The sequence below is a fragment of the Aquincola tertiaricarbonis genome, assembly GCF_000969605.1.
GTDB classification, from domain to species: Bacteria; Pseudomonadota; Gammaproteobacteria; order Burkholderiales; family Burkholderiaceae_C; genus Aquincola; species Aquincola tertiaricarbonis.
In genome coordinates this window covers 1-21960 of record NZ_JZUE01000034.1, presented here as the reverse complement: position 1 = coordinate 21960, position 21960 = coordinate 1, and the positions used below count along the sequence as shown (strand labels likewise).

Below are 21960 nucleotides of genomic sequence, written 5' to 3'. Positions count from 1 at the left end.
CGCATGAAGAATCCGCAACTCAACAAGCACGGCGAGCTGATCCACCTGCTGTCCATCGAGGGCCTGCCGCGCGACGTCGTCACGCAGATCCTGGACACCGCGGGCACCTTCCTCAGCGTGAACGACCGCGACGTGAAGAAGGTGCCGCTGCTGCGCGGCAAGAGCGTGTTCAACCTGTTCTTCGAGAACAGCACCCGCACCCGCACCACCTTCGAGATCGCGGCCAAGCGGCTGTCGGCCGACGTGCTCAACCTGGACATCGCGCGCAGCAGCACCGCCAAGGGCGAGAGCCTGCTGGACACCATCGCCAACCTGTCGGCCATGCATGCCGACATGTTCGTGGTGCGCCACAGCGAAAGCGGCGCGCCCTACCTGATCGCCCAGCACTGCGCGCCGCACGTGCACGTGGTCAATGCCGGCGACGGCCGCCATGCGCACCCCACGCAGGGCCTGCTGGACATGTACACCATCCGGCACTTCAAGAAGGACTTCCGCAACCTCACGGTGGCGGTGGTGGGCGACATCGTGCACTCGCGCGTGGCCCGCTCCGACATCCATGCACTCACCACCCTGGGCGTGCCCGAGATCCGCGCGGTGGGCCCCAAGACGCTGGTGCCGGCCGACCTGGCGCAGATGGGCGTGCGGGTGTGCCACGACATGGCCGACGGCATCCGTGATGCCGACGTGATCATCATGCTGCGGCTGCAGAACGAGCGCATGAGCGGCGCGATGCTGCCCAGCGCTGGCGAGTTCTTCAAGAGCTTCGGCCTCACGCCCGAGAAGCTGGCGCTGGCCAAGCCCGACGCCATCGTGATGCACCCGGGGCCGATCAACCGCGGCGTGGAGATCGACTCCACCGTGGCCGACGGCACGCAGAGCGTGATCCTTCCGCAAGTGACCTTCGGCATCGCGGTGCGCATGGCGGTCATGAGCATCATTGCTGGGAACGAGGCATGAAGATCCTGATCCAGAACGGCCGCGTGATCGACCCGGCCTCGGGCCGCGACGAAGTCACCGACATCGCCATCGCCTCCGACCGCATCGTGTCCATCGGCAAGGCCGGCGACTTCGCGGCCGACCGCCGCATCGATGCCACCGGCCGCATCGTCGCGCCCGGCCTGGTCGACCTGGCGGCCCGCCTGCGCGAGCCCGGCCACGAGCACGAAGGCATGCTGGAAAGCGAGCTGGCCGCGGCGGCCGCCGGCGGCGTCACCAGCCTGGTGTGCCCGCCCGACACCGACCCCGCGCTGGACGAGCCCGGCCTGGTCGAGATGCTGAAGTTCCGCGCCCGCAAGCTGAGCCGCTGCCGGCTGTTCCCGCTGGGCGCGCTGACCCGCGGCCTGGCCGGCGAGGTGCTGACCGAGATGGCCGAGCTGACCGAAGCCGGCTGCGTCGGCTTCTCGCAGGCCGAGGTGCCCATCGCCGACACGCTGGTGATGCAGCGCGCGTTGCTCTATGCCGCCACCTACGGCTACACCGTCTGGGTGCGGCCGCAGGATGCGTGGCTGGGCAAGGGCGTGGCGGCCAGCGGTGCCGTGGCCACGCGGCTGGGCCTGGCCGGCGTGCCGGCGATGGCCGAGACCATCGCGCTGCACACGCTGTTCGAGCTGGTGCGCTCCACCGGCGCGCGGGTGCACCTGTGCCGCATCTCCAGTGCCGCGGGCGTGGCCCTGGTGCGCGCGGCCAAGGCCGAGGGCCTGCCGGTCACCGCCGACGTCAGCATCAACTCGCTGCACCTGACCGACGTGGACATCGGCTACTTCAACTCGGCCATGCGCGTGACGCCGCCGCTGCGCCAGGGCCGCGACCGCGACGCGCTGCGCGCCGCGCTGGCCGACGGCACGCTGGATGCGCTGGTCAGCGACCACAACCCGGTGAGCGCGGACGAGAAGACGCTGCCCTTTGCCGAGGCCACGCCCGGCGCCACCGGGCTGGAGCTTCTCTTGCCGCTGGCGTTGAAGTGGGGCGAGGACAGCGGCGCCGGCCTGCTGCGTGCGCTGGCCACCATCACCAGCGAGCCGGTGAGGGCGCTGGGCGCCTCGCTGGGTTCGCTGTCGGCCAGTGCCGGCCGGCTGGTGGAAGGCGGCGTGGCCGACGTGTGCGTGTTCGACCTCGACGAGCGCTGGCAGGCCAAGCCCTCCGCCCTGAAGAGCCAGGGCAAGCACACGCCGTTCGCGCCCGAGCACACCGGCTTCGAGCTGCCGGGCCGCGTCAAGGCCACATTGGTGGCCGGCACGGTGGCCTACGAAGACAGCACGGCCGTCGCTTGAGCTTCCCGAGGGTGAGTGCGCCACGCGCGGCCTGGCGGCTGCTGCGGGCGCTGCTGCAACTGCTCAAGGGCGTGGCTATCGTTGCGCTGAAGTTCCCGTCGCTGGACGCGGCCGGGCGGCACCGCGAGATCCAACGCTGGTCAGCCGGCGTGCTGAAGGCGCTGGGCGTCGCGCTGGTGGTGGAAGGCCATCCGCGCGCGGGTGCCGGCCTGGTGGTGGCCAACCATGTGTCCTGGCTGGACATTGCCGCGCTGCATGCCTGCTGCCCGCAGGCCCGCTTCGTCTCCAAGGCCGACGTGCTGGGCTGGCCGGTGGTCGGCTGGCTGGTGCGCAGCGTGGGCACCTTGTTCATCGAGCGTGCCAGCAAGCGGGATGCACTGCGCGTGGTGCACCAGATGGCCGAGGCCTTGCAGGCCGGCCAGTGCGTGGCGGTCTTCCCCGAAGGCACCACCTCCGACGGGCAGGGCGTGCTGCCCTTCCATGCCAACCTGCTGCATGCGGCGATCACCACCGCCACGCCGATCCAGCCGGCGGTGCTGCGCTATGCCGACCCGCTGCATGCGGTGAGCCCGGCGGCGGAGTTCGTCGGCAACACCACGCTGCTGCAGAGCGTGTGGAACATCGTCAGCGCCCGCGGCCTCACGGTGCGGGTGCGCTGGCTGCCTTCGCAGGCCAGCGCCCATGCCGACCGGCGGGCGCTGGCGGCGGCGTTGCAGCAGCAGGTCGAGCAGGCGCTGCAGCGCGGCTGAAGATCAGCTCTTCTTGCCTTGTGCGGCCACGGCCGCGGCGGCCTTGGCGGCGGCTTCGGCGTCGCCCAGGTAGTAGCTCTTGATGGGCTTCAGGTCGGCGTCCAGCTCGTACACCAGCGGAATGCCGTTGGGGATGTTGAGGCCCACGATGTCGTCGTCGCTGATGTTGTCCAGGTACTTCACCAGCGCGCGGATGCTGTTGCCGTGCGCCGCGATGACGATGCGCTGGCCGCTCTGGATGGCCGGTGCCAGCGTCTCGTGCCACAGCGGCAGCACGCGGGCCACGGTGTCCTTGAGGCATTCGGTCAGCGGCACCTGGGCGGGGTCGAGCTGCGCGTAGCGCAGGTCGCCGCGCTCGCTGCGCGGATCGCCCGCTTCCAGTGCCGGCGGCGGCGTGTCGTAGCTGCGGCGCCAGACCAGCACCTGCTCGTCGCCGTACTGCTTGGCCGTCTCGGCCTTGTTCAGGCCCTGCAGGCCGCCGTAGTGGCGCTCGTTCAGGCGCCAGTCCTTGACCACCGGCAGCCAGGTGCGGTCCATGCGGTCCAGGCAGTGCCACAGCGTCCAGATGGCGCGCTTGAGCACCGAGGTGTAGGCCACATCGAACTCGTAGCCGGCCTCGCGCAGCAGGTCGCCCGACTGCTGGGCCTGGGCCACGCCGGTGGCGGTCAGCGGCACGTCGGTCCAGCCGGTGAAGCGGTTCTCGAGGTTCCAGGTGGATTCGCCGTGGCGGATCAGCACGAGCTTGTACATGGCGCGGTCGGGCCCGAGGGGCAGAGGGAGGAAAGGGGGCGAATTCTATAATTCGCGTCTTTCGCTCCCTGCTGGCCCACCCGTGCAATTCCTGATCGCCAATTGGTACCTCGTGCTCGTCGCCATCGTCTCCGGCGGGTTGTTGATGCTGCCCACGCTGAAGCAGGCTGCGGCCGGCGGCGGCCCCAACGCCGTGCCCACCGGTGAGGCGGTACGCCTCATCAACCGCGAGAAGGCCACGCTGATCGACGTCAGCGAAGCCGCGGCCTATGCCGCCGGCCATGCCATCGGCGCGCGCAACGTGCCGCTGTCCACGCTGGAATCCGCGCCCAAGGGCCTGCCGGCCAACAAGACACTGCCGCTGCTGGTCATCGGGGGTCCGGGCGTCAACGTCAACCGGGCCGCGGGCATGCTGCGCAAGGCCGGCTATGCCGACGTGCGCACCGTGGTGGGCGGCCTGAACGCCTGGCGCGATGCCAGCCTGCCGATCGAGAAATCGGCCTGAACACCGGCCAGAGCCTGCACGGCGCATGAGGCTTTGGCCAGCGGTGCTGCCCGCGGGGCGGCACTTCATGACAATCGCGTCATGAACACCGTCCGCATGTACACCACCCAGGTCTGCCCTTACTGCATCCGCGCCAAGCAGCTGCTTGCGCAGCGCGGCGTGAAGGAGATCGACGAGATCCGCATCGACCTGCAGCCGGCCGAACGGGACACGATGATCGAGCTCACCGGCCGTCGCACGGTGCCGCAGATCTTCATCGGCGACCAGCACGTGGGTGGCTGCGACGACCTCATCGCGCTGGACCGCGCCGGCGGCCTGCTGCCCCTGCTGGGCGCCTGAGCGGCCCCGCACGGGGCGTCATTCGCGCACGCCATAATCCGCGATCAAGCCCGCAGCCTGCGGGTTTTGTTTTCTTGGATGAACTCACCATGGCCGAGCAAGAACTGACCCCCGTGTTCCAGATCCAGCGCATGTACCTGAAGGACCTGTCGCTGGAGCAACCCAACTCGCCGCAGATCCTGCGCGAGCAGCAGGTCCAGCCGCAGGTCGACATCAACCTGGGCGTGTCGGCCGAGCCGATCGCCGAGGGCGTGTTCGAGGTCTGCGTGACGGCCACCGTCACCACCAAGATCGGCGAGAAGACGCTGTTCCTGATCGAGGCCAAGCAAGCCGGCATCTTCGAGATCCGCAACCTGCCGCAGGACCAGATGCAGGCCATCATCGGCATCGCCTGCCCCGGCATGGTGTACCCGTACCTGCGCGCCATCGTCTCCGACGTCTGCACCCGCGCCGGCTTCCCGCCGGTGGTGCTGTCGGAAGTCAATTTCCAGGCCATGTTCGAAGCCCAGCAGCAGCAGCAAGCCGGCGCGAACGGCTCGGGCATCATCACCAGCCTGAACTGAGCCCCGGGTGCGGCGTGAGGGCGCTGCCATGCGCTTGAACATCGCCGTGCTGGGCGCCGGTGCCTGGGGCACCGCGCTGGCCGCACAGGCGGCCGGGCGCCACCGCGTGATGCTGTGGGGCCGCGATGCCGCGCACCTGGCCCAGGTGGCCGCCAGCGGCCGCAACGAGCGCTACCTGCCCGGCATCGCGCTGCCGGCCTCGCTGGAGTACGAAGCCGACATCGACCGCTGCCTGCAGCCGGCGGGCACCAATGGCTTGGTGGTGGTCGCCACGCCCATGGCCAGCCTGCGCGAGATGCTGCAGCGCGTGCCGCCCGGCGCGCGCGTGGTGTGGCTGTGCAAGGGTTTCGAGGCCGGCACCGGGCTGCTCGGCCATGAGGTGGCGCAGGCCTTGCGGCCGGGCGCCGCCTCGGGCGTGTTGTCCGGCCCCAGCTTTGCGGAAGAGGTGGCGCGCGGCCAGCCCACGGCGCTGGTGGCCGCCAGCTTCGACGCCGCCTTGGGCGAGGCGATGGTGCAGGCTTTCCACAGCGATGCGCTGCGGGTGTACACCTCGGCCGACCCCGTGGGCGTGGAAGTGGGCGGCGCGGTGAAGAATGTGCTGGCCATTGCCACCGGCCTGTGCGACGGCCTGGCGGCTGCCGGCTCGCCTGGCGCCCCGGGGCTCAATGCACGGGCCGCGCTCATCACCCGCGGCCTGGCCGAGATGACCCGACTGGGCGTGGCCATGGGCGCGCGGGCCGATACCTTCATGGGCCTGTCCGGGCTGGGCGACCTGGTGCTCACCGCCACCGGCCACCTGTCGCGCAACCGCAAGGTGGGCCTGTTGCTGGCCGAAGGCCTGCCGCTGGCGCGCATCCTGGCCGAGCTGGGCCACGTGGCCGAAGGGGTATACAGCGCGGCAACGGTCTGCCGCCGGGCGGCTGATCTCGGCATCGAGATGCCGATCGCGCAGGCGGTGGTGGCGGTGCTGGAGGGTCGGCTCACGCCGCCCGAAGCGGTGGCCCGCCTGATGGCCCGCGAAGCCCGCCCCGAACAGGAAGGCTGAGCCGCGCCTCAGCCGCCGCCGGCGTAGCCGTTCTGCCGCCAGGCTTCGAACACCGCCACCGCCACCGCGTTGCTGAGGTTCAGGCTGCGCTGGCCGGGGCGCATCGGCAGGCGCACCCGCTGTGCAGGCGCGAAGCTCTCGCGCAGCGCGGGCGCCAGGCCGGCCGTCTCGCTGCCGAACACCAGCCAGTCGCCCGGCTGCCAGGCCACGTCACCGATGGGCCGGCTGCCATGGGTGGTGAAGGCGAAGCAGCGTGCCGGCTCGGGCTGCTGGTCGGCCACGAAGGCGGCCCAGGAGGCATGCCGGCGCACCTCGGCGTACTCGTGGTAGTCCAGGCCGGCGCGTTGCAGCAGCTTGTCCTCCATCGAGAAGCCCAGTGGCTCCACCAGGTGCAGCTGGCTGCCGGTGTTGGCAGCCAGGCGAATCACGTTGCCGGTGTTGGGCGGAATCTGCGGCTCGACGAGGACGATGCGGAACATGGCCGCATTCTCGGTCAGGCGTCCATGGGCGGCGGCGTGCGGGCGAAGGCCCAGACCTGCACAGCGTGGGCCCCCGCGGCCAGCAAGGTGCGCGCGGCTTCAGCGGCGGTGGCGCCGGTGGTCACCACGTCGTCCACCAGGGCCACCACGTGGCCGCGCAGCGGATGGCTGCGGGCCGCATCCACCGCGAAGCAGCCCAGCACCGCCCGCTGCCGATCGGCGCGGCTGAGCAGGGCCTGGTGGGCGGTCTCGGCCACCCGGTGCAGCAACCCGGGCGCATGCGGCAGCGCCAGTCGGCGCGCCACCCGGCGCGACAGCTCGGCCGCCTGGTTGTAGCCCCGCTCACGCAGCCGCTGGTGGCCCAGCGGCATCGGCAGCACCAGGGCCGGCTGCGCCGCGCCATCGGCCTGCACGGCCGCGGCCAGCAGGCCGGCCAGCGCATCGGCCACGTCCAGGCCCTGGTGGTACTTCAGCCGGCCGATCACCGCATGCCAGGGGAAGGCGTAGTCGGCCACCACGGTGCTGCGCACGAAGGGCGGGGGCGTGGCGCTGCAGTCGGCGCAGGTGGCCACGCCTTCGGGCACGCGGGCGGCACAGCGGCGGCAGCGCGGCCGCGGCGGGGCGAAGCGGTGGCAGCAGTCCGGGCAGATGCGGGCCTGGGCCCAGGCATGGCACACGCAGCACAGCGTCGGCCAGGGCAGGGCGGGGCGAGGGGTCATCGGCTCAATATACTGAGTCGGACCATGTCCCATGCCCTGCCGAACGAGGCCCCGAAGGCCGCCTCGACCGCCCGCAACGTCGATGCCGCCGCCGTGGCCCGGGTGCTGGGCCGCTGGGCCGCGGCCGCCGAGCCGCCCTGGCTGCATGCCGAGGTGGCCCGCCGCATGGCCGAGCGCCTGCCTGTGATCCGCAGCCAGCCCGAGGCGGTGCTGCAATGGTGGGCCCATGCCGGCGCCAGCGATGCGCTGCTGCGGCAGACCTACCCCAAGGCGCGCCAGCTGCAGGTGGAACCCACGCCCGCGCTGCTGGCGCGCAGCCGCCAGGCCGGCAGCGCACCCTGGTGGAGCGCCCGGCGCTGGGCCAGTGGCGGCGCGCAGGTGCTGGGCGAGGCCGAGGTCCCCGCGGCCGCCGGCGGCCTGCTCTGGGCCAACATGGTGCTGCATGCGGCCATCGATCCGCCGGCGCTGCTGTCGCAGTGGCGGCGGGCGCTGGCGGTGGACGGCTTCCTGATGTTTTCCACGCTGGGCCCCGACACGCTGCGCGAGCTGCATGCGCTGTATGCCGACCTCGGCGCCGGCAGCCCCGGCGCGCCGCTGGTGGACATGCACGACATCGGCGACATGCTGGTGCATGCCGGCTTCGCCGACCCGGTGATGGACCAGGAGCAGCTCACCCTCACCTGGGCCACGCCCGAGGCACTGCTGGCCGAGCTGCGCCAGCTCGGCGGCAATGCCGATCCGGCGCGGGCGCCGGGCCTGCGCACGCCGCGCTGGCACCACCGGCTGAAAGCGGCGCTGGCCGAGCGCGCCGGCGCCGACGGCCGCATCGCGATGCGCTTCGAGGTGGTCTACGGCCATGCGTTCAACCCCGCGCCGCGGCCCGCGGTGGCAGCGCAGACGGCCGTCTCCCTGGACGACATGCGTGCGATGGTGCGCGCTGGTGGAAGGCCACCGCGCAAGCCATCTCCCTGACGGTCTCACGAGACCAACACTTGCCGCTAGAATCCCGCGGCTTTTGGCGAGCGCGCGTCAATCCCTGAAGCACGCCACCCTGCCAGCCTTTTTGCACGCAACCTTGATGTCCGTCACACTTGCTCCAAGCTCCTGGCCGGCCCTGCAGTCGTCGGCCGCGGGCCGTGCACCGTGGCGCTGGGGCAGCGTGCTGGATGTGGACGGCCTGCCGGCGCTGCAGTGGGTGTTGCGGCGCAATTGCTCGCTCTCACCGCGGCAGCTGCTCACCGCCTACCTGTCGGTGTGCGTGGTGTCGCTGGCCGTGGCACTCGGCTTCACCTGGCTGGGCGCGAGCATCGTGCTCGGCTTCGCCGGCCTGGAACTGCTGGTCTTCGGCATTGCGCTGCTGGTGCATGCGCGCCATGCCTCCGACCGCGAGACGATCACCCTGCGGGGCGATGCGCTGAGCGTGGAAACCCGCTGCGGCAACAGCGTGGAACGGATGGATTTTCGGTCGGCGTGGGTGCGCGTCGAACCGGTGCACGGTGAAGGGTCGCTGCTCGAGCTGTCGGGCCAGGGCCGCCGTGTGCGTGTGGGCCGCCACGTGCGGCCGGAATTGCGCGGGTCGCTGGCCCAGGAGCTGCGGCGTGCGCTGCGCTCCGAGGGCCGGGCGCACGGCGGCGAAGACGATCTGGGAATGGAGCTCAAGTGACGATGAAGACGACGATGAAGCACCTCGGCCGATGGGGACAGCGGCTTGCAGGCGCCGGGGTGGCACTGGGCGCCACGCTTGCCACGCATGCGGCGCTGGCCCAGGTGAAAGACCTGCCGGGCGGCCCCGGCGTGAACCAGGTCAACCTGCATCCGCCGGTCACCCGCATCGCGGCGGAGCAGATGTGGCTCCACAACTTCGTGATGATCATCTGCGTGGTGATCTTCATCGCGGTGTTCGGCGTCATGTTCTATTCGGTGTTCAAGCACCGCAAGTCGCGCGGCGCCAAGTCTGCCAACTTCCACGAGAGCGTGGCCGTCGAGGTGGCGTGGACGGTGGCACCGTTCGTCATCGTCATCTTCATGGCGCTGCCCGCCACCAAGGTGGTGGTGGCGATGAAGGACACCACCAATGCCGACCTGACCATCAAGGCCACCGGCTACCAGTGGAAGTGGGGCTACGACTACCTGAAGGGCGAGGGCGAAGGCCTGGGCTTCCTGTCCACGCTGGACACCGCGCAGCGCGAAGCTTCCAACAGCGGCAACCCGCCGCCGATGGACGACTACCTGCTGAAGGTGGACAACCCGCTGGTGGTGCCGGTGGACAAGAAGGTCCGCATCATCACCACCGCCAACGACGTGATCCACGCCTTCATGGTGCCGGCCTTCGGCGTCAAGCAGGACGCCATCCCCGGCTTCGTGCGCGACACCTGGTTCCGCGCCGAGAAGGTGGGCGACTACTATGGCCAGTGCGCCGAGCTGTGCGGCAAGGAACACGCGTACATGCCCATCCACGTGAAGGTGCTCTCGCAGGAGGACTACACCAAGTGGGTGGACGGCAAGCGCAAGGAAGCCGCAGCGGCCGCGGACGATCCGAACAAGGAATGGAAGCTGGAAGAGCTGATCGCGCGCGGCGAGAAGGTCTACAACGCCAACTGCGCCGCCTGCCACAAGCCCGACGGCTCCGGCGCCGGCCCGATCAAGGCGCTGGTCGGCTCGCCCAAGGTGCTGGACGAGAACCACGACGTGCAGATCCAGGTGCTGCTGAAGGGCCAGAACAACGGCGCGATGCCGGCCTGGCCGCAGCTGTCGGACACCGAGCTGGCTGCCGTCGCCACGTACACGAAGAACGCCTGGACCAACAAGACCGGGCAGATCGTTCAGCCGAAGGAAGTACTGGCTGCTCGCGGCAAGTAATCGCCTAGGCGGAACGAACGGGGAAACATCATGAGCGCAGTTCTCGACCATCACGGCCATGCGGGCCACGACGACCACGCGCACGACCATCCGCACGGATGGCGCCGCTGGGTCTTTGCCACCAACCACAAGGACATCGGTACGCTATACCTGCTGTTCAGCTTCACCATGCTGATGATCGGCGGCGTGCTGGCGCTGATGATCCGGCTGGAGCTGTTCCAGCCCGGGCTGCAGTTCTTCAATCCCGAGCTGTTCAACCAGTTCACTACCATGCACGGCCTGATCATGGTGTTCGGGGCGATCATGCCGGCCTTCGTCGGCTTCGCGAACTGGATGATCCCGCTGCAGATCGGCGCGTCCGACATGGCCTTCGCGCGGATGAACAACTTCAGCTTCTGGCTGATGATCCCCGCGGCCATCATGCTGGTGGCGTCGTTCTTCATGCCCGGTGGCGCCCCCGCCGCCGGCTGGACGCTGTATGCCCCGCTGACGCTGCAGATGGGCCCGTCGATGGACGCCGGCATCTTCGCGATGCACCTGCTGGGCGCCTCGTCCATCATGGGCTCCATCAACATCATCGTCACGGTGCTGAACATGCGCGCGCCCGGCATGACGCTGATGAAGATGCCGCTGTTCTGCTGGACCTGGCTGATCACCGCCTACCTGCTGATCGCGGTGATGCCCGTGCTGGCCGGCGCCATCACGATGACGCTGACCGACCGCCACTTCGGCACGTCGTTCTTCAGCCCCGCCGGCGGTGGCGACCCGATCATGTACCAGCACATCTTCTGGTTCTTCGGGCACCCCGAGGTGTACATCATGATCCTGCCGGCCTTCGGCATCATCAGCGCCATCATCCCGGCCTTCGCCCGCAAGCGCCTGTTCGGCTACACCTCGATGGTGTACGCCACGGCGTCCATCGCCATCCTGTCGTTCATCGTGTGGGCGCACCACATGTTCACCACCGGCATGCCGGTGACGGGCCAGCTGTTCTTCATGTACGCGACCATGCTGATCGCGGTGCCCACGGGCGTGAAGATCTTCAACTGGGTGGCCACGATGTGGCGCGGCTCGATGACCTTCGAGACGCCGATGCTGTTCGCGGTGGGCTTCATCTTCGTGTTCACGATGGGCGGCTTCACCGGCCTGATCCTGTCGACCGCACCGGTGGACATCCAGCTGCAGGACACCTACTACGTGGTGGCGCACTTCCACTACGTGCTGGTGGCCGGCTCGCTGTACGCGCTGTTCGCCGGCGTGTACTACTGGGGCCCGAAGTGGACCGGCGTGATGTACAGCGAGACCCGCGGCAAGATCCACTTCTGGCTGTCGCTGATCTTCTTCAACATCACCTTCTTCCCGATGCACTTCCTGGGTCTGGCCGGCATGCCCCGCCGCTACGCCGACTACCCGATGCAGTTCGCCGACTTCAACATGATCGCGTCGCTGGGCGCGCTCGGTTTCGGCCTGATGCAGGTGTACTTCTTCCTGTTCGTCGTGGTGCCGATGATGCGCGGCAAGGGTGAACCGGCCCCGGCCAAGCCGTGGGACGGTGCCGAAGGCCTGGAGTGGGAAGTGCCGTCGCCGGCCCCGTTCCACACCTTCGAGAACCCGCCCAAGCTCGACGCCACCGCCACGCGCATCCTGGCGTGAACATGATGGCCGGTGGACCGCGTCAGCAGGAGCAACGCAAGGCCAACGTCAGGCTGGGCATCATCCTGGCGTCGGTGGCGATCATCTTCGCGCTGGGCTTCATGGCCCGCATGTGGCTGATCGGGGGCTGAGCCGTGGCTGACCAGAAGCGGAGACTGCTCGCCTCCACCGTGCACGGGGACAACCTGCGCATGGTGGGCAAGCTGGTGGTCATCGCCGGCCTGATGTTCGGCTTCGGCTACGGCCTGGTGCCCATGTACCGCCACATCTGCGCGGCGCTGGGCATCAACGTGCTGTCGCTGTCGGAGCGCCAGGCCACCTCGTACAACGCCGGCTCGTCCGGCCGCACGAGCAAGGCCAACACGCAGGTCGACACCACGCGCACCATCACCATCGAGTTCGACGCGAACTCGCGCGGGCCGTGGGAGTTCAAGCCGGCGAAACGTTCGGTGCAGGTGCATCCGGGCGAGCTCACCACGGTGATGTACGACTTCAAGAACGTGCAGAACCGGGTGATGGCCGCGCAGGCCATTCCCAGCTATGCGCCGAAGCAGGCCACCGCCTACTTCAACAAGCTCGAGTGCTTCTGCTTCAACGAGTACACGCTGCAGCCGGGCGAGGTGAAGGCCTGGCCGGTCACCTTCGTGATCGACCCGAAGCTGCCGAAGGACGTGACGACGATCACCCTGTCGTACACCTTCTTCGAGGTGCCCGGCAAGCAGGCCGCCGACGTGGTGCAGGCACCTGCCAAGGAGCCGCGCTCGTGAGCCTGAAGGAGGCGGCCGCCCGGAAGGGTTCGTTCCTGCATGCGCTGCGCGCGGTGGCGTGGTCGTTCTTCGGCGTGCGCAAGAACAGTGAATACGAGAAAGACGTGAAGCACCTGAACCCGGTGCACGTCATCGTCGCCGGCCTGCTGGCCGCGGCGGTGTTCGTGACGGCGCTGGTGCTGCTGGTGAAATGGGTGGTGGGCAGCGGCATCGCCGGCTGACCGTCACAAACGATAGAAGGTTCGAGGAGAAGCGAGCATGTCGGCAGCGACACACCAAGGGGCAACGCCTTATTACTTCGTGCCGGGCCCGTCGCGGCATCCGGTGATGGCGGCGATCGGCCTGTTCTTCGTGATCCTGGGCGCAGGCCAGTGGGTCAACGGCCACGGCTGGGGCGCCTATTCGGTGCTGTTCGGCCTGATCTGGTGGGCGGTCACGCTCTTCCAGTGGTTCGGCGATTCCATCCGCGAGAGCGAAGGCGGCATGTACGGCTCGCGCATCGACGTGTCGTACCGCTGGAGCATGGCCTGGTTCATCTTCTCGGAGGTGATGTTCTTCGGTGCCTTCTTCGGCGCCCTGTACTGGGCCCGGGTGCATTCGGTGCCCAGCCTGGGCAGCCTGGAGAACGCGCTGCTGTGGCCCGACTTCAAGGCCGTGTGGCCGAGCGGCGCGCCCGGCGCCACCGCCTCGCCCACCGGCACCGTGGAGCCGTTCAGCACCATGGGCCCGTGGCCCCTGCCCACCATCAACACCGCGCTGCTGCTCACCTCGGGCATCACGCTGACCATCGCCCACCATGCGCTGATCGCCGGCCACCGCGCCAAGACCATCGTGTGGATGTGGGCCACGGTGCTGCTGGGCGTGACCTTCCTGTGCGTGCAGGGCTACGAGTACTTCCACGCCTACCGCGACCTGAACCTGAAGCTCAACTCGGGCGTGTTCGGCTCCACCTTCTTCATGCTCACCGGCTTCCACGGCTTCCATGTGCTGGTGGGCATGCTGATGCTGCTGTTCATCACGCTGCGGCTGCAGAAGGGCCACTTCACGCCGGAGCGCCATTTCGGCTTCGAAGGTGCCGCCTGGTACTGGCACTTCGTGGACGTGGTGTGGCTGGGCCTGTACGTGGTGGTGTACTGGATGTAAGCCGAGGCCGGACCGATCCCGGGCCTTCCGGCCCCGCATCAAGAGCGCCGCAAGGCGCTCTTTTTCATCGCGGCACGCCGGTGGGCTGGATCCAGCCCATCCAGTAGGAAAACAGGATGAACAGGAACAGCGCCACCGACAGCCCCACCCGCAGCGCCAGCGCGCGGGCCATCTTGTTGCCGCGGCCCACCTGCCCCGGCTTGGGCTTGCGCAGCATGAACAGGCCGGCACTTCCGAGCGCCGCGAGGATGCCCAGAAGGACCACCGCAATGACGATTTTCATGGGTCAGGATTCTGGCACCGCGGCCCCGGCCGCCTTGGCAGCACGGCCATGCTGAGCGCCCGTGGCCGGCGGGTGGTGGTGGCCGTGGCGGCGCTGGTGGTGGGCGCGCTCACCTTCCGGCTGGGCCTGTGGCAGCTGGACCGCGCCGAGCAGAAGACCAGCCTGCAGCGCGCCATCGACGAACGCGCGCTGATGCCGATGCTGGACACCGCGGCGCTGGCCCGCACGCCCGAGCAGGCGCAGGCGCAGTTCCACCGCACGGTGCGGCTGACCGGGCGCTGGCTGCCGGCGGCCACCGTGTACCTGGACAACCGGCAGATGAACGGCCGGCCGGGCTTCTTCGTCATCACGCCGCTGCAGCTGGCCGATGGCAGCGCGGTGGTGGTGCAGCGCGGCTGGCAGCCGCGTGACGCGTTGGACCGCAGCCGCGTGGCCGACACGCCCACGCCGTCGGGCTCGGTGGAGCTGACGGGCCGGGTCGCCCCGCCGCCGGCCCGGTTGTATGAGTTCCAGGCGCCGACTGCGGAACGCATCCGGCAAAATCTGGATCTGGAAGCCTATGCGCGTGAAACGGGCCTGACGCTGCGCCCGTTGTCGGTCTGGCAGACCGGCACCGCGTCCGATGGCCTGGAGCGCGATTGGCTGCCTCCGGCCATCGACGTCGCAAGACACCACGGTTACGCCTTTCAATGGTTTGCACTGAGCGCGCTCGTCGCGGGTTTGTATGTCTGGTTCCAACTCGTCCGTCCCTGGCGGCAAGGCAGTCGGCGTGGCGGGTGATCCGCTGAGCTTCACCGTGCATTCGATGCCCGATCCGGGCGCCGCCGTGGCCGATGCGACGGTGCAGCGCCGCACGGCCATGGGCCGGTTGAAGATGCTGATGGTGCTGCTGGTGTGCGCCTCGCCGGTCATCGCCTCGTACTTCACCTACTTCGTCATCCGCCCCGAGGGCCGTACCAACTACAGCACGCTGATCACGCCGGTGCGTGAGCTGCCGGCGGCGCTGCCGCTGGCCGACCTGGATGGCAAGCCCGTGCCGGCCGCCTCCTTGCGCGGGCAGTGGCTGCTGGTCATCGCGGTGGACGCCGATTGCGACGCCGCCTGCGAGAAGCGCCTGTTCCTGCAGCGCCAGCTGCGCGAGATGATGGGACGCGAGCGCGAGCGGATCGACAAGGTGGTGCTGTTCACCGACCGGGCGCCGCTGAGGCCGGAGCTCACCGCCGCGCTCAACACCACGCCGGCCGCCACCGTGCTGCGCGTGCCGGCCGAGGCCCTGGCCGGCTGGTTGGCGCCGGAGCCCGGCCAGCCACTGGATGCCCACCTGTACATCGTCGATCCGATGGGCAACTGGATGATGCGCGCGCCGGTGGAGCCGGACCCGCTCAAGCTCAAGAAGGACCTGGACCGTCTGCTGCGTGGTTCGTCCAGCTGGGACCAGCCGGGCCGGTGATGGTGATGGACCTCGTCGACTGGTCTCCGGTGCTGCACCTGGCGGTGCTGGGCGTGCTGCTGGCTGCCGGGCCGCTGGTGTGGGTGTGGACGCGCCACCGCGGTGCCACGCCCGCGCAGCGCCTGCGCGCGCTGACGCTGCTCACGCTGTTCTTCACCTTCGACCTGATCGTGATCGGCGCCACCACGCGCCTGACCGACTCGGGCCTGGGCTGCCCCGACTGGCCCGGCTGCTATGGCAGCGCCACGCCGCTGGGCGCACGCGACGAGATCCATGCCGCCCAGACGGCCATGCCCACCGGTCCGGTGACCCACGGCAAGGCGTGGATGGAGATGGTGCACCGCTACTTCGCGATGGGCGTGGGCGTGCTCATCGTCGTCATCGCGGTGATGAGCTGGCTGGACCGGCGGCGCCGTGCCGAGCAGGCGCCATCGCCCTGGTGGGCCACGGTCACGCTGGTGGCGGTGTGCCTGCAGGGCGCCTTCGGCGCGCTCACGGTCACCATGAAGCTGTACCCGGCCATCGTCACCCTGCACCTGCTGTTCGGCCTGGGGCTGCTGGCGCTGCTGGCCTTGCAGGCCGAGGCCTTCCTGCCGCGGCCGCTGAAGCTGTCGCGCGGGCTGCAGTGGAGCGCGATGGCGGTGGCGGGGCTGTGCGTGCTGCAGATCGCGCTGGGCGGCTGGGTGAGCACCAATTACGCGGTGCTGGCCTGCCGGGACTTTCCCACCTGCCAGGGCAGCTGGTGGCCGCCGATGGACTTCGAGCATGCCTTCACCCTGCGCCGTGAACTGGGCCAGACGGGCGCCGGCAGCTATCTGCCGTTCGCCGCACTGACCGCCATCCACATGGCGCACCGGCTGATGGCGGCGGTGGTGCTCACCGCCATGGGGCTGCTGGCCTGGCGGCTGCACGCCAGCGGCCAGCCCGGTGCACGCCGGTTCGCGCTCGGTCTTCTGGCGCTGATGGCCTGGCAACTGGCCAGCGGCCTGTCCAACGTGGTGCTGGGCTGGCCCATCCTGGCCGCGGTGGCCCACACCGCCGGCGCGGCCGCGCTGGTGCTGCTGCTCAGCCGGCTGCTGGCGCGGGCGCTGCAACCGGCCCCTGCACGGGCCGCACCGTCCGCCCGCCGCGCCGCGGCCATGGCCTGAAGCGGCTTCCTACAATCCGGGTTCCCATGTCTGTCTCCTCGTCCACCGCCACGCCTGCCGTCGCAGCGCCTGCGCCGCCCGCTTCCAAGGTCCGGCAGTTCCATGCGCTGACCAAGCCGCGCGTGGTGCAGCTGATCGTGTTCTGCGCCGTCATCGGCATGCTGCTGGCCGTGCCCGGCCTGCCCGACCTGGGCGTGGTGCTGGCGGCCACGGTAGGCATCTGGCTGGTGGCGGCCGCCGCCGCCGCCTTCAACTGCGTGGTGGAACAGCGCATCGACGCCAAGATGGCGCGCACCGCCTGGCGGCCGACAGCCAAGGGCCAGCTCACCAACACCCAGACGCTGCTGTTTTCCGCCGTGCTCTGCGGCCTGGGTGGCGCGGTGCTGTACTTCCTGGTCAATCCGCTGACGATGTGGCTCACGCTGGCCACCTTCGTGGGCTATGCGGTGATCTACACCGTGGTGCTCAAGCCGATGACGCCCCAGAACATCGTCATCGGCGGCGCTTCCGGCGCCATGCCGCCGCTGTTGGGCTGGGCCGCGATGCGCGGGGAGGTGGGTGCCGAGGCCTGGATGCTGGTGCTCATCATCTTCCTGTGGACGCCGCCGCACTTCTGGGCGCTGGCGCTGTACCGGGTGGAGGACTATGCGCGCGCCGGCCTGCCGATGCTGCCGGTGACCCACGGCGCCGAATTCACCCGGCTGCAGGTGCTGCTGTACACGCTGGTGCTGTTCCCGGCCACGCTGCTGCCTTACCTGTACGGCATGAGCGGCCTGATCTACCTGGTGGCCGCGGCCGTGCTGGGCGGGCTGTTCATCGCCTACGCCTTCCGTCTGTGGCGCCACTACAGCGACGCACTGGCGCGCCGCACCTTCCGCTTCTCCATCCTGCACCTGTCGCTGCTGTTCGCCGCGCTGCTGCTGGACCACTACCTGGGCCCATGGCTTTCCATCTGACGTTCTCCCGCCGCGCCTGCCTGGCGGGCGCGGCCGCCGCGGCGCTGCTGCTGGCGGGCTGCGACAAGTTCTCCTCCACGCCCAAGGCCGCCTTCACCGGCGTGGACATCACCGGCGCGGACTATGCGCAGAAGCTGTCGCTGAAGGACCCGGACGGCAAGCAGCGCTCGCTGGACGAGTTCAAGGGCAAGGTGGTGGTGGTGTTCTTCGGCTTCACCCAGTGCCCCGACGTCTGCCCCACCACCATGGCCGAGCTGGCCGAGGTCAAGCGCTCCCTCGGGCCGGACGGCGACAAGGTGCAGGGCATCTTTGTCAGCGTGGATCCGGAGCGCGACACGCCGGAGCTGTTGAAGGCCTACGTCGCCAACTTCGACCCGGGCTTCGTCGCGCTGCGCGGCACGCCGGAGGAAACCAAGGCGGCGGCGCGCGAGTTCAAGGTGTTCTATACCAAGGTGCCGGGCAAGACCGAAGGTGCTTACTCGGTGGACCACACCGCAGGCTCGTACCTGTTCGATCCGCAGGGCAAGGTGAGGCTGTTCACCCGCTACGGCAGCGGGGCGCAGGCTCTGGCCTCGGACATCAAGGCGCTGCTGGCCGGGGCCTGAGGCCCCGGCGCAATGCCCCCATGAAAAACGGCCCCTGCAGGGGCCGTTCCGTCGTCTGGCGGGGCAGTGTCGGTCAGCCCGCCACCGGCTCCAGCGCCTTGCGCATCTTCTTCATGGCCGCCACCTCGATCTGGCGGATGCGTTCGGCGCTGACGCCGTACTCGGCCGCCAGCTCATGCAGCGTCATGCCGCCGGAGGTGTCGTCGTTGACCTTGAGCCAGCGCTCTTCCACGATGCGGCGGCTGCGCGCGTCCAGCACTTCCAGAGCGCGGCCGATGCCATCGCCCGACAGCTCGTCACGGCGGCGGTTCTCCAGCACGCGAGTCGGTTCCTGGCTTTCGTCGGCCAGGTAGGCGATCGGGGCGTAGCTTTCCTCGCCGTCGTCGCTGGTCTGCGGCTCCAGCGCCACGTCGCCACCGGACAGCCGGGTCTCCATTTCCAGCACTTCTTCCGGCTTGACGTTCAGCGCCTCGGCCACCGAAGCCACTTCGGCGCTGGTGAGCGTGCTGCGGTGGGTGTCGCCGTCGGCCGCGTCGCTCTTCAAGCCCTGCTTCATCGATCGCAGGTTGAAGAAGAGCTTGCGCTGGGCCTTGGTGGTGGCCACCTTGACCATGCGCCAGTTGCGCAGGATGTATTCGTGGATCTCGGCCTTGATCCAGTGCATGGCATAGCTCACCAGCCGCACGCCCTGGTCGGGATCGAAGCGCTTGACGGCCTTCATCAGGCCGACGTTGCCTTCCTGGATCAGGTCGGACTGCGGCAGGCCATAACCCATGTACTGGCGCGACAGCGACACCACCAGGCGCAGATGGCTCATCACCAGCCGGCCGGCGCTTTCGACGTCGCCTTCGTCACGCAACTTGCGGGCGTAGCGAGACTCTTCCTCCTGGGTCAGCAGGGGAATGCGGTTGACCGCGGAGATGTAGGCGTCGAGGTTGCCGATCGGCGGCACCAACGCCCACGGGTCACGCACGGCGATCGCAGAGGCAGTGGTTGAAGTCATGGTCATTCAGACAAGCTGTTCCGCAGAAGGTTCCGGAATATTAGCACTCGCCTCGGTCGAGTGCTGACGGCGCCGGCTATCGGCCGGATAGCCGGGAGCCACCTGAATGCAACACAAGCCTTCGGCGTAAGCATGCGCTCACATAACCATCGTCGACAGCGGCTGTTCAGTGGTTTCGCCGCCCTGTGCGCGGCTGATCAGATCCGCGGCCGCCCGTGCATGCAAGGTGGCAGGCGGTGTGCCTGCCGACGCGGCTTGCGCACCTTCCAGCCGGAAGGTGGCGACGATGGCCGCCAGCGTCCCGGCCTGGGCCTTGAGCGACTCCGCGGCCGCCGCCGATTCCTCCACCAGCGCGGCGTTCTGCTGCGTGACCTGGTCCAGCTCGGTGATGGCGCTGCTGATCTGCGCCAGGTCGTGGCTCTGGGTGCCGGCCACGGCGGTGATGGCGCCGATCATGTCGCGCACCTGCTGCACGCTGCCCACGATCTCCCCCATGGTGCCGCCAGCGGCATGCACCAGCCGGGAACCGGCATCCACCCGTTCGACGCTGGCGCCGATCAGCGTCTTGATTTCCTTGGCGGCCTCGGCGCTGCGCTGGGCCAGGCTGCGCACCTCGCCGGCCACCACCGCGAAGCCGCGGCCCTGTTCACCGGCGCGGGCGGCTTCCACCGCCGCGTTCAGCGCCAGGATGTTGGTCTGGAAGGCGATGCCGTCGATGGTGGCGATGATGTCGGCGATCTTCTGCGAGCTGGCGTGGATCTCGTTCATGGTGCTGACCACGTCGGCCACCACGCTGCCCCCGCGCTGGGCCACGCCGGAGGCGGAGCCGGCCAGCTGGTTGGCGCTGTGGGCCGATTCGGCCGACTGGCGCACCTTGCCGCTCAGCTCCTCCATCGCCGAGGCGGTGCTCTGCAGGTGCTTGGCGGCCTGCTCGGTGCGGTGGCTGAGGTCGAGGTTGCCGCTGGCCACCTCGGACGAGGCGGCCTCGATGCTGGCCGATGCGCCGCGCACCTGGCCCACCAGCGTGCTGAGCGAGGCCTGCATGCCCGCCAGGCCCTGCATCAGGCGCGCCGGTTCGTCGCTGCCGCGGGTGTCGATGCGGCTGGTGAGGTCGCCGCGGGCGATGCGTCCGGTGATTTCCACCGCATGGTCCAGCGGCCCGCAGACGGCACGCAGCGTGGCCGCCATCAGCGGCAGCACCACCAGCAGCGTGGCGGCCACCAGGCCCAGCCGCATCCAGGCCGCCATCGCGGTGCTGGCGGCGATCTCGGCGCGCAGGATGTTGGCATGGTCGTGCTCGGCCTTCAGCAGCGCGGCGCCGTTGGCCTGCAGCGCGTCCATGGTCTCGGTGGCGCGCTGGGCATAGGCCAGCCCGGCGGAGGCGTCCATGCGCGCTTCCTTCAGCTGCACGGCGATCGGCTCGATCACCGCGGCATAGTCGGCCAGCAGCTTGCCCTGGGCGCTCACCAACTCGGCCAGCGCGGGGTTGCCGGGGTTGTCCTCGGCCAGCCGGGCACCGGCCACCTTCAGGCGCTCGATCTGCTGCTTCCATTGCGTGTGCAGCGGCTCCACGTCGGTGGGGTTGGACACCGCGGTGGCGATCATCGCGGCCTCGAAGCGGCGCACCGCCGACAGCGATTCGCGCAGGTCGCCCACCTGGCTGGAGGCGGCCAGCGCCTGGTCGAAGAGGCGGGCCACGGGGCCGTTGGTGGTGCGGCTGTCCAGCAGGCTCCAGCCGCCCAGCACGAGCATCGACAAGCTGACCAGACCCATCACCCAGTAGAAGCGGCTTCGAACGGAAAGCGAACGCAGATCAGGCATGGCGAAGGCAGCGCGGCGGCTGGCGAAGTACAACGATGACCAGCGTTTCGGCGCCTGCGCGGTCAATCTGTAATCCGCACACCGCTGGTGCGGCATGCACTCATCCGAAGCGCGTTTCCATCGGCTCCAGCTGCTCGTCCAGCACGGCCAGGATCTCGCCCACGTTCACCGGCTTGGTGAGGTATTGCGCCGCGCCTGCGGCCATGGCTTCCTGGATGCGCGCCGAGGTGGCGTCGGCCGACACCACCACCACCGGGATGCGGGCCGTGTCGGGGTCGGCCTTGAGGTGGCGCAGCAGTTCCAGGCCGTCGATGTCGGGCAGGTGCATGTCCAGCAGCACCAGGCTGGGGCGTTCGACACGGATGGCCGCCAGGCCGTCCAGACCGGTGGTGAACACCTCCAGCCGGATCTGCGGCCGCTGCGCCAGGATGCCGCGCATCACCTCCGCATTGGTCTCGTTGTCCTCGACGTAGTGCACGGTGCGGCGGCGGTACACCGCCTCGCCGGGCAGCTCGCCCTCGGCCAGGCTGCGCGGCAGGCTGCCGTCGCGGGCCAGCGGCAGCTGCAGCACGAAGGTGGAGCCCTGGCCTTCCACGCTGCGCGCGCGCAGCGTGCCGCCCATCAGCTCGGCCAGGCGCTGGCTGATCACCAGGCCGATGCCGGTGCCTTCCTCGCCGCTGGTCTCGCGGCCCAGGCGGTTGAAGGGCTGGAACAGCTCGGACAGCTGCTGCTCGCTCATGCCCAGGCCGGTGTCATGCACTTCCAGCTGCACCGTCTGCGCATCCACCAGCTGCGTGGTGATGGTGACGCGGCCGCCGCGCTGGTTGTACTTGATGGCGTTGGACAGCAGGTT

At 69.4% G+C, this 21960-nt stretch carries 27 protein-coding genes; 20 read left to right on the top strand and 7 right to left on the bottom strand.

Going from position 1 to position 21960, the window contains the following annotated elements:
* Window positions 1–3: 3 nt before the first annotated feature.
* From VO99_RS25275 to VO99_RS25265, 3 genes are read left to right on the top strand one after another with little or no spacing between them, the layout of a single operon-like run.
* Window positions 4–957: an aspartate carbamoyltransferase catalytic subunit gene (locus VO99_RS25275; protein WP_046115727.1), complete on the top strand. Its 954-nt coding sequence runs from the start codon at window positions 4–6 to the stop codon at window positions 955–957.
* Window positions 954–2270: a dihydroorotase gene (locus tag VO99_RS25270; RefSeq protein WP_046115726.1), complete on the top strand. Its 1317-nt coding sequence runs from the start codon at window positions 954–956 to the stop codon at window positions 2268–2270. The genes VO99_RS25275 and VO99_RS25270 overlap by 4 nt, the downstream gene beginning before the upstream one ends.
* An 11-nt stretch (window positions 2271–2281) precedes the next feature.
* A complete protein-coding gene (locus VO99_RS25265) occupies window positions 2282–3019 on the top strand; it encodes a lysophospholipid acyltransferase family protein (protein WP_046115725.1) in 738 nt (245 codons plus the stop codon).
* Between the two features lie 3 nt (window positions 3020–3022).
* Here VO99_RS25265 and gpmA read toward each other — a convergent pair whose 3' ends face one another.
* A complete protein-coding gene (gpmA, locus tag VO99_RS25260; RefSeq protein ID WP_046115724.1) occupies window positions 3023–3769 on the bottom strand; it encodes a 2,3-diphosphoglycerate-dependent phosphoglycerate mutase in 747 nt (248 codons plus the stop codon).
* An 82-nt stretch (window positions 3770–3851) separates the two neighbouring features.
* Here gpmA and VO99_RS25255 point away from each other — a divergent pair, with 82 nt between their 5' ends.
* From VO99_RS25255 to VO99_RS25240, 4 genes are all read left to right on the top strand, one after another.
* Window positions 3852–4274 (top strand): rhodanese-like domain-containing protein, encoded by a 423-nt coding sequence (locus tag VO99_RS25255; protein ID WP_046115723.1) that lies wholly within the window; start codon window positions 3852–3854, stop codon window positions 4272–4274.
* Window positions 4275–4355: 81 nt separating this feature from the next.
* On the top strand, window positions 4356–4613 hold the full coding sequence (gene grxC / locus VO99_RS25250) for a glutaredoxin 3 (RefSeq protein WP_046115722.1): 258 nt from the start codon (window positions 4356–4358) through the stop codon (window positions 4611–4613).
* Window positions 4614–4702: 89 nt separating this feature from the next.
* Window positions 4703–5176, top strand: coding sequence for a protein-export chaperone SecB (secB, locus tag VO99_RS25245; RefSeq protein ID WP_046115721.1), 474 nt, complete (start codon window positions 4703–4705; stop codon window positions 5174–5176).
* A gap of 34 nt (window positions 5177–5210) precedes the next feature.
* On the top strand, window positions 5211–6221 hold the full coding sequence (locus tag VO99_RS25240; RefSeq protein WP_046115747.1) for an NAD(P)H-dependent glycerol-3-phosphate dehydrogenase: 1011 nt from the start codon (window positions 5211–5213) through the stop codon (window positions 6219–6221).
* Between the two features lie 8 nt (window positions 6222–6229).
* On the opposite strand, the gene VO99_RS25235 is transcribed toward VO99_RS25240, so the two are convergent.
* Window positions 6230–6700, bottom strand: a complete 471-nt coding sequence (locus VO99_RS25235; protein WP_046115720.1) for a tRNA (cytidine(34)-2'-O)-methyltransferase — start codon at window positions 6698–6700, stop codon at window positions 6230–6232.
* Window positions 6701–6714: 14 nt separating this feature from the next.
* Window positions 6715–7419, bottom strand: a complete 705-nt coding sequence (locus VO99_RS25230) for a ComF family protein (RefSeq protein WP_052736623.1) — start codon at window positions 7417–7419, stop codon at window positions 6715–6717.
* Window positions 7420–7443: 24 nt separating this feature from the next.
* Here VO99_RS25230 and VO99_RS25225 point away from each other — a divergent pair, with 24 nt between their 5' ends.
* The 8 genes from VO99_RS25225 to VO99_RS25195 all read left to right on the top strand — a co-directional run bounded on the left by VO99_RS25225 (window position 7444) and on the right by VO99_RS25195 (window position 13841).
* On the top strand, window positions 7444–8391 hold the full coding sequence (locus VO99_RS25225) for a class I SAM-dependent methyltransferase (RefSeq protein ID WP_046115719.1): 948 nt from the start codon (window positions 7444–7446) through the stop codon (window positions 8389–8391).
* 187 nt (window positions 8392–8578) lie between these two features.
* The gene (locus VO99_RS25220) at window positions 8579–9082 is read left to right on the top strand and encodes a DUF2244 domain-containing protein (RefSeq protein WP_052736622.1); all 504 of its coding nucleotides are present in this window, start codon (window positions 8579–8581) and stop codon (window positions 9080–9082) included.
* Window positions 9083–9084: 2 nt separating this feature from the next.
* Window positions 9085–10278, top strand: a complete 1194-nt coding sequence (gene coxB / locus VO99_RS25215) for a cytochrome c oxidase subunit II (RefSeq protein ID WP_232315546.1) — start codon at window positions 9085–9087, stop codon at window positions 10276–10278.
* A 30-nt stretch (window positions 10279–10308) separates the two neighbouring features.
* Window positions 10309–11931, top strand: a complete 1623-nt coding sequence (gene ctaD, locus VO99_RS25210) for a cytochrome c oxidase subunit I (RefSeq protein ID WP_046115717.1) — start codon at window positions 10309–10311, stop codon at window positions 11929–11931.
* A 2-nt stretch (window positions 11932–11933) separates the two neighbouring features.
* Entirely contained in the window at window positions 11934–12062 is a 129-nt protein-coding gene (locus tag VO99_RS31560; protein WP_232315544.1) for a cytochrome oxidase small assembly protein, read from the top strand.
* A 60-nt stretch (window positions 12063–12122) separates the two neighbouring features.
* Window positions 12123–12698, top strand: coding sequence for a cytochrome c oxidase assembly protein (locus tag VO99_RS25205; RefSeq protein WP_046115744.1), 576 nt, complete (start codon window positions 12123–12125; stop codon window positions 12696–12698).
* Complete coding sequence (locus VO99_RS25200) at window positions 12695–12919, top strand: DUF2970 domain-containing protein (protein WP_046115716.1); 225 nt, start codon at window positions 12695–12697, stop codon at window positions 12917–12919. The genes VO99_RS25205 and VO99_RS25200 overlap by 4 nt, the downstream gene beginning before the upstream one ends.
* 37 nt (window positions 12920–12956) lie before the next feature.
* Window positions 12957–13841 (top strand): cytochrome c oxidase subunit 3, encoded by an 885-nt coding sequence (locus tag VO99_RS25195; protein ID WP_046115715.1) that lies wholly within the window; start codon window positions 12957–12959, stop codon window positions 13839–13841.
* A gap of 64 nt (window positions 13842–13905) precedes the next feature.
* On the opposite strand, the gene VO99_RS25190 is transcribed toward VO99_RS25195, so the two are convergent.
* Window positions 13906–14124 carry a twin transmembrane helix small protein gene (locus tag VO99_RS25190; protein WP_046115714.1) on the bottom strand — a complete coding sequence of 73 codons (219 nt, stop codon included), beginning with the start codon at window positions 14122–14124 and terminating at the stop codon, window positions 13906–13908.
* Between the two features lie 48 nt (window positions 14125–14172).
* Here VO99_RS25190 and VO99_RS25185 point away from each other — a divergent pair, with 48 nt between their 5' ends.
* The 5 genes from VO99_RS25185 to VO99_RS25165 are packed head-to-tail and all read left to right on the top strand — an operon-like array spanning window position 14173 to window position 18283.
* Complete coding sequence (locus VO99_RS25185) at window positions 14173–14904, top strand: SURF1 family protein (RefSeq protein ID WP_046115713.1); 732 nt, start codon at window positions 14173–14175, stop codon at window positions 14902–14904.
* Window positions 14849–15574, top strand: coding sequence for an SCO family protein (locus tag VO99_RS25180; RefSeq protein ID WP_046115712.1), 726 nt, complete (start codon window positions 14849–14851; stop codon window positions 15572–15574). The genes VO99_RS25185 and VO99_RS25180 overlap by 56 nt, the downstream gene beginning before the upstream one ends.
* Window positions 15574–16722, top strand: a complete 1149-nt coding sequence (locus VO99_RS25175) for a COX15/CtaA family protein (RefSeq protein WP_375136419.1) — start codon at window positions 15574–15576, stop codon at window positions 16720–16722. The genes VO99_RS25180 and VO99_RS25175 overlap by 1 nt, the downstream gene beginning before the upstream one ends.
* 26 nt (window positions 16723–16748) lie before the next feature.
* The gene (gene cyoE / locus VO99_RS25170) at window positions 16749–17678 is read left to right on the top strand and encodes a heme o synthase (RefSeq protein ID WP_046115711.1); all 930 of its coding nucleotides are present in this window, start codon (window positions 16749–16751) and stop codon (window positions 17676–17678) included.
* Window positions 17663–18283, top strand: a complete 621-nt coding sequence (locus tag VO99_RS25165) for an SCO family protein (protein WP_046115710.1) — start codon at window positions 17663–17665, stop codon at window positions 18281–18283. Before cyoE ends, VO99_RS25165 begins: the two co-directional genes overlap by 16 nt.
* A 73-nt stretch (window positions 18284–18356) precedes the next feature.
* On the opposite strand, the gene rpoH is transcribed toward VO99_RS25165, so the two are convergent.
* The 3 genes from rpoH to VO99_RS25150 all read right to left on the bottom strand — a co-directional run.
* Window positions 18357–19292: an RNA polymerase sigma factor RpoH gene (gene rpoH / locus VO99_RS25160; protein ID WP_046115709.1), complete on the bottom strand. Its 936-nt coding sequence runs from the start codon at window positions 19290–19292 to the stop codon at window positions 18357–18359.
* Between the two features lie 132 nt (window positions 19293–19424).
* On the bottom strand, window positions 19425–21107 hold the full coding sequence (locus tag VO99_RS31925; RefSeq protein WP_310733675.1) for a methyl-accepting chemotaxis protein: 1683 nt from the start codon (window positions 21105–21107) through the stop codon (window positions 19425–19427).
* A 100-nt stretch (window positions 21108–21207) separates the two neighbouring features.
* Window positions 21208–21960: ATP-binding protein (locus VO99_RS25150; protein ID WP_046115708.1), on the bottom strand; the 753-nt coding region annotated here is incomplete at its 5' end.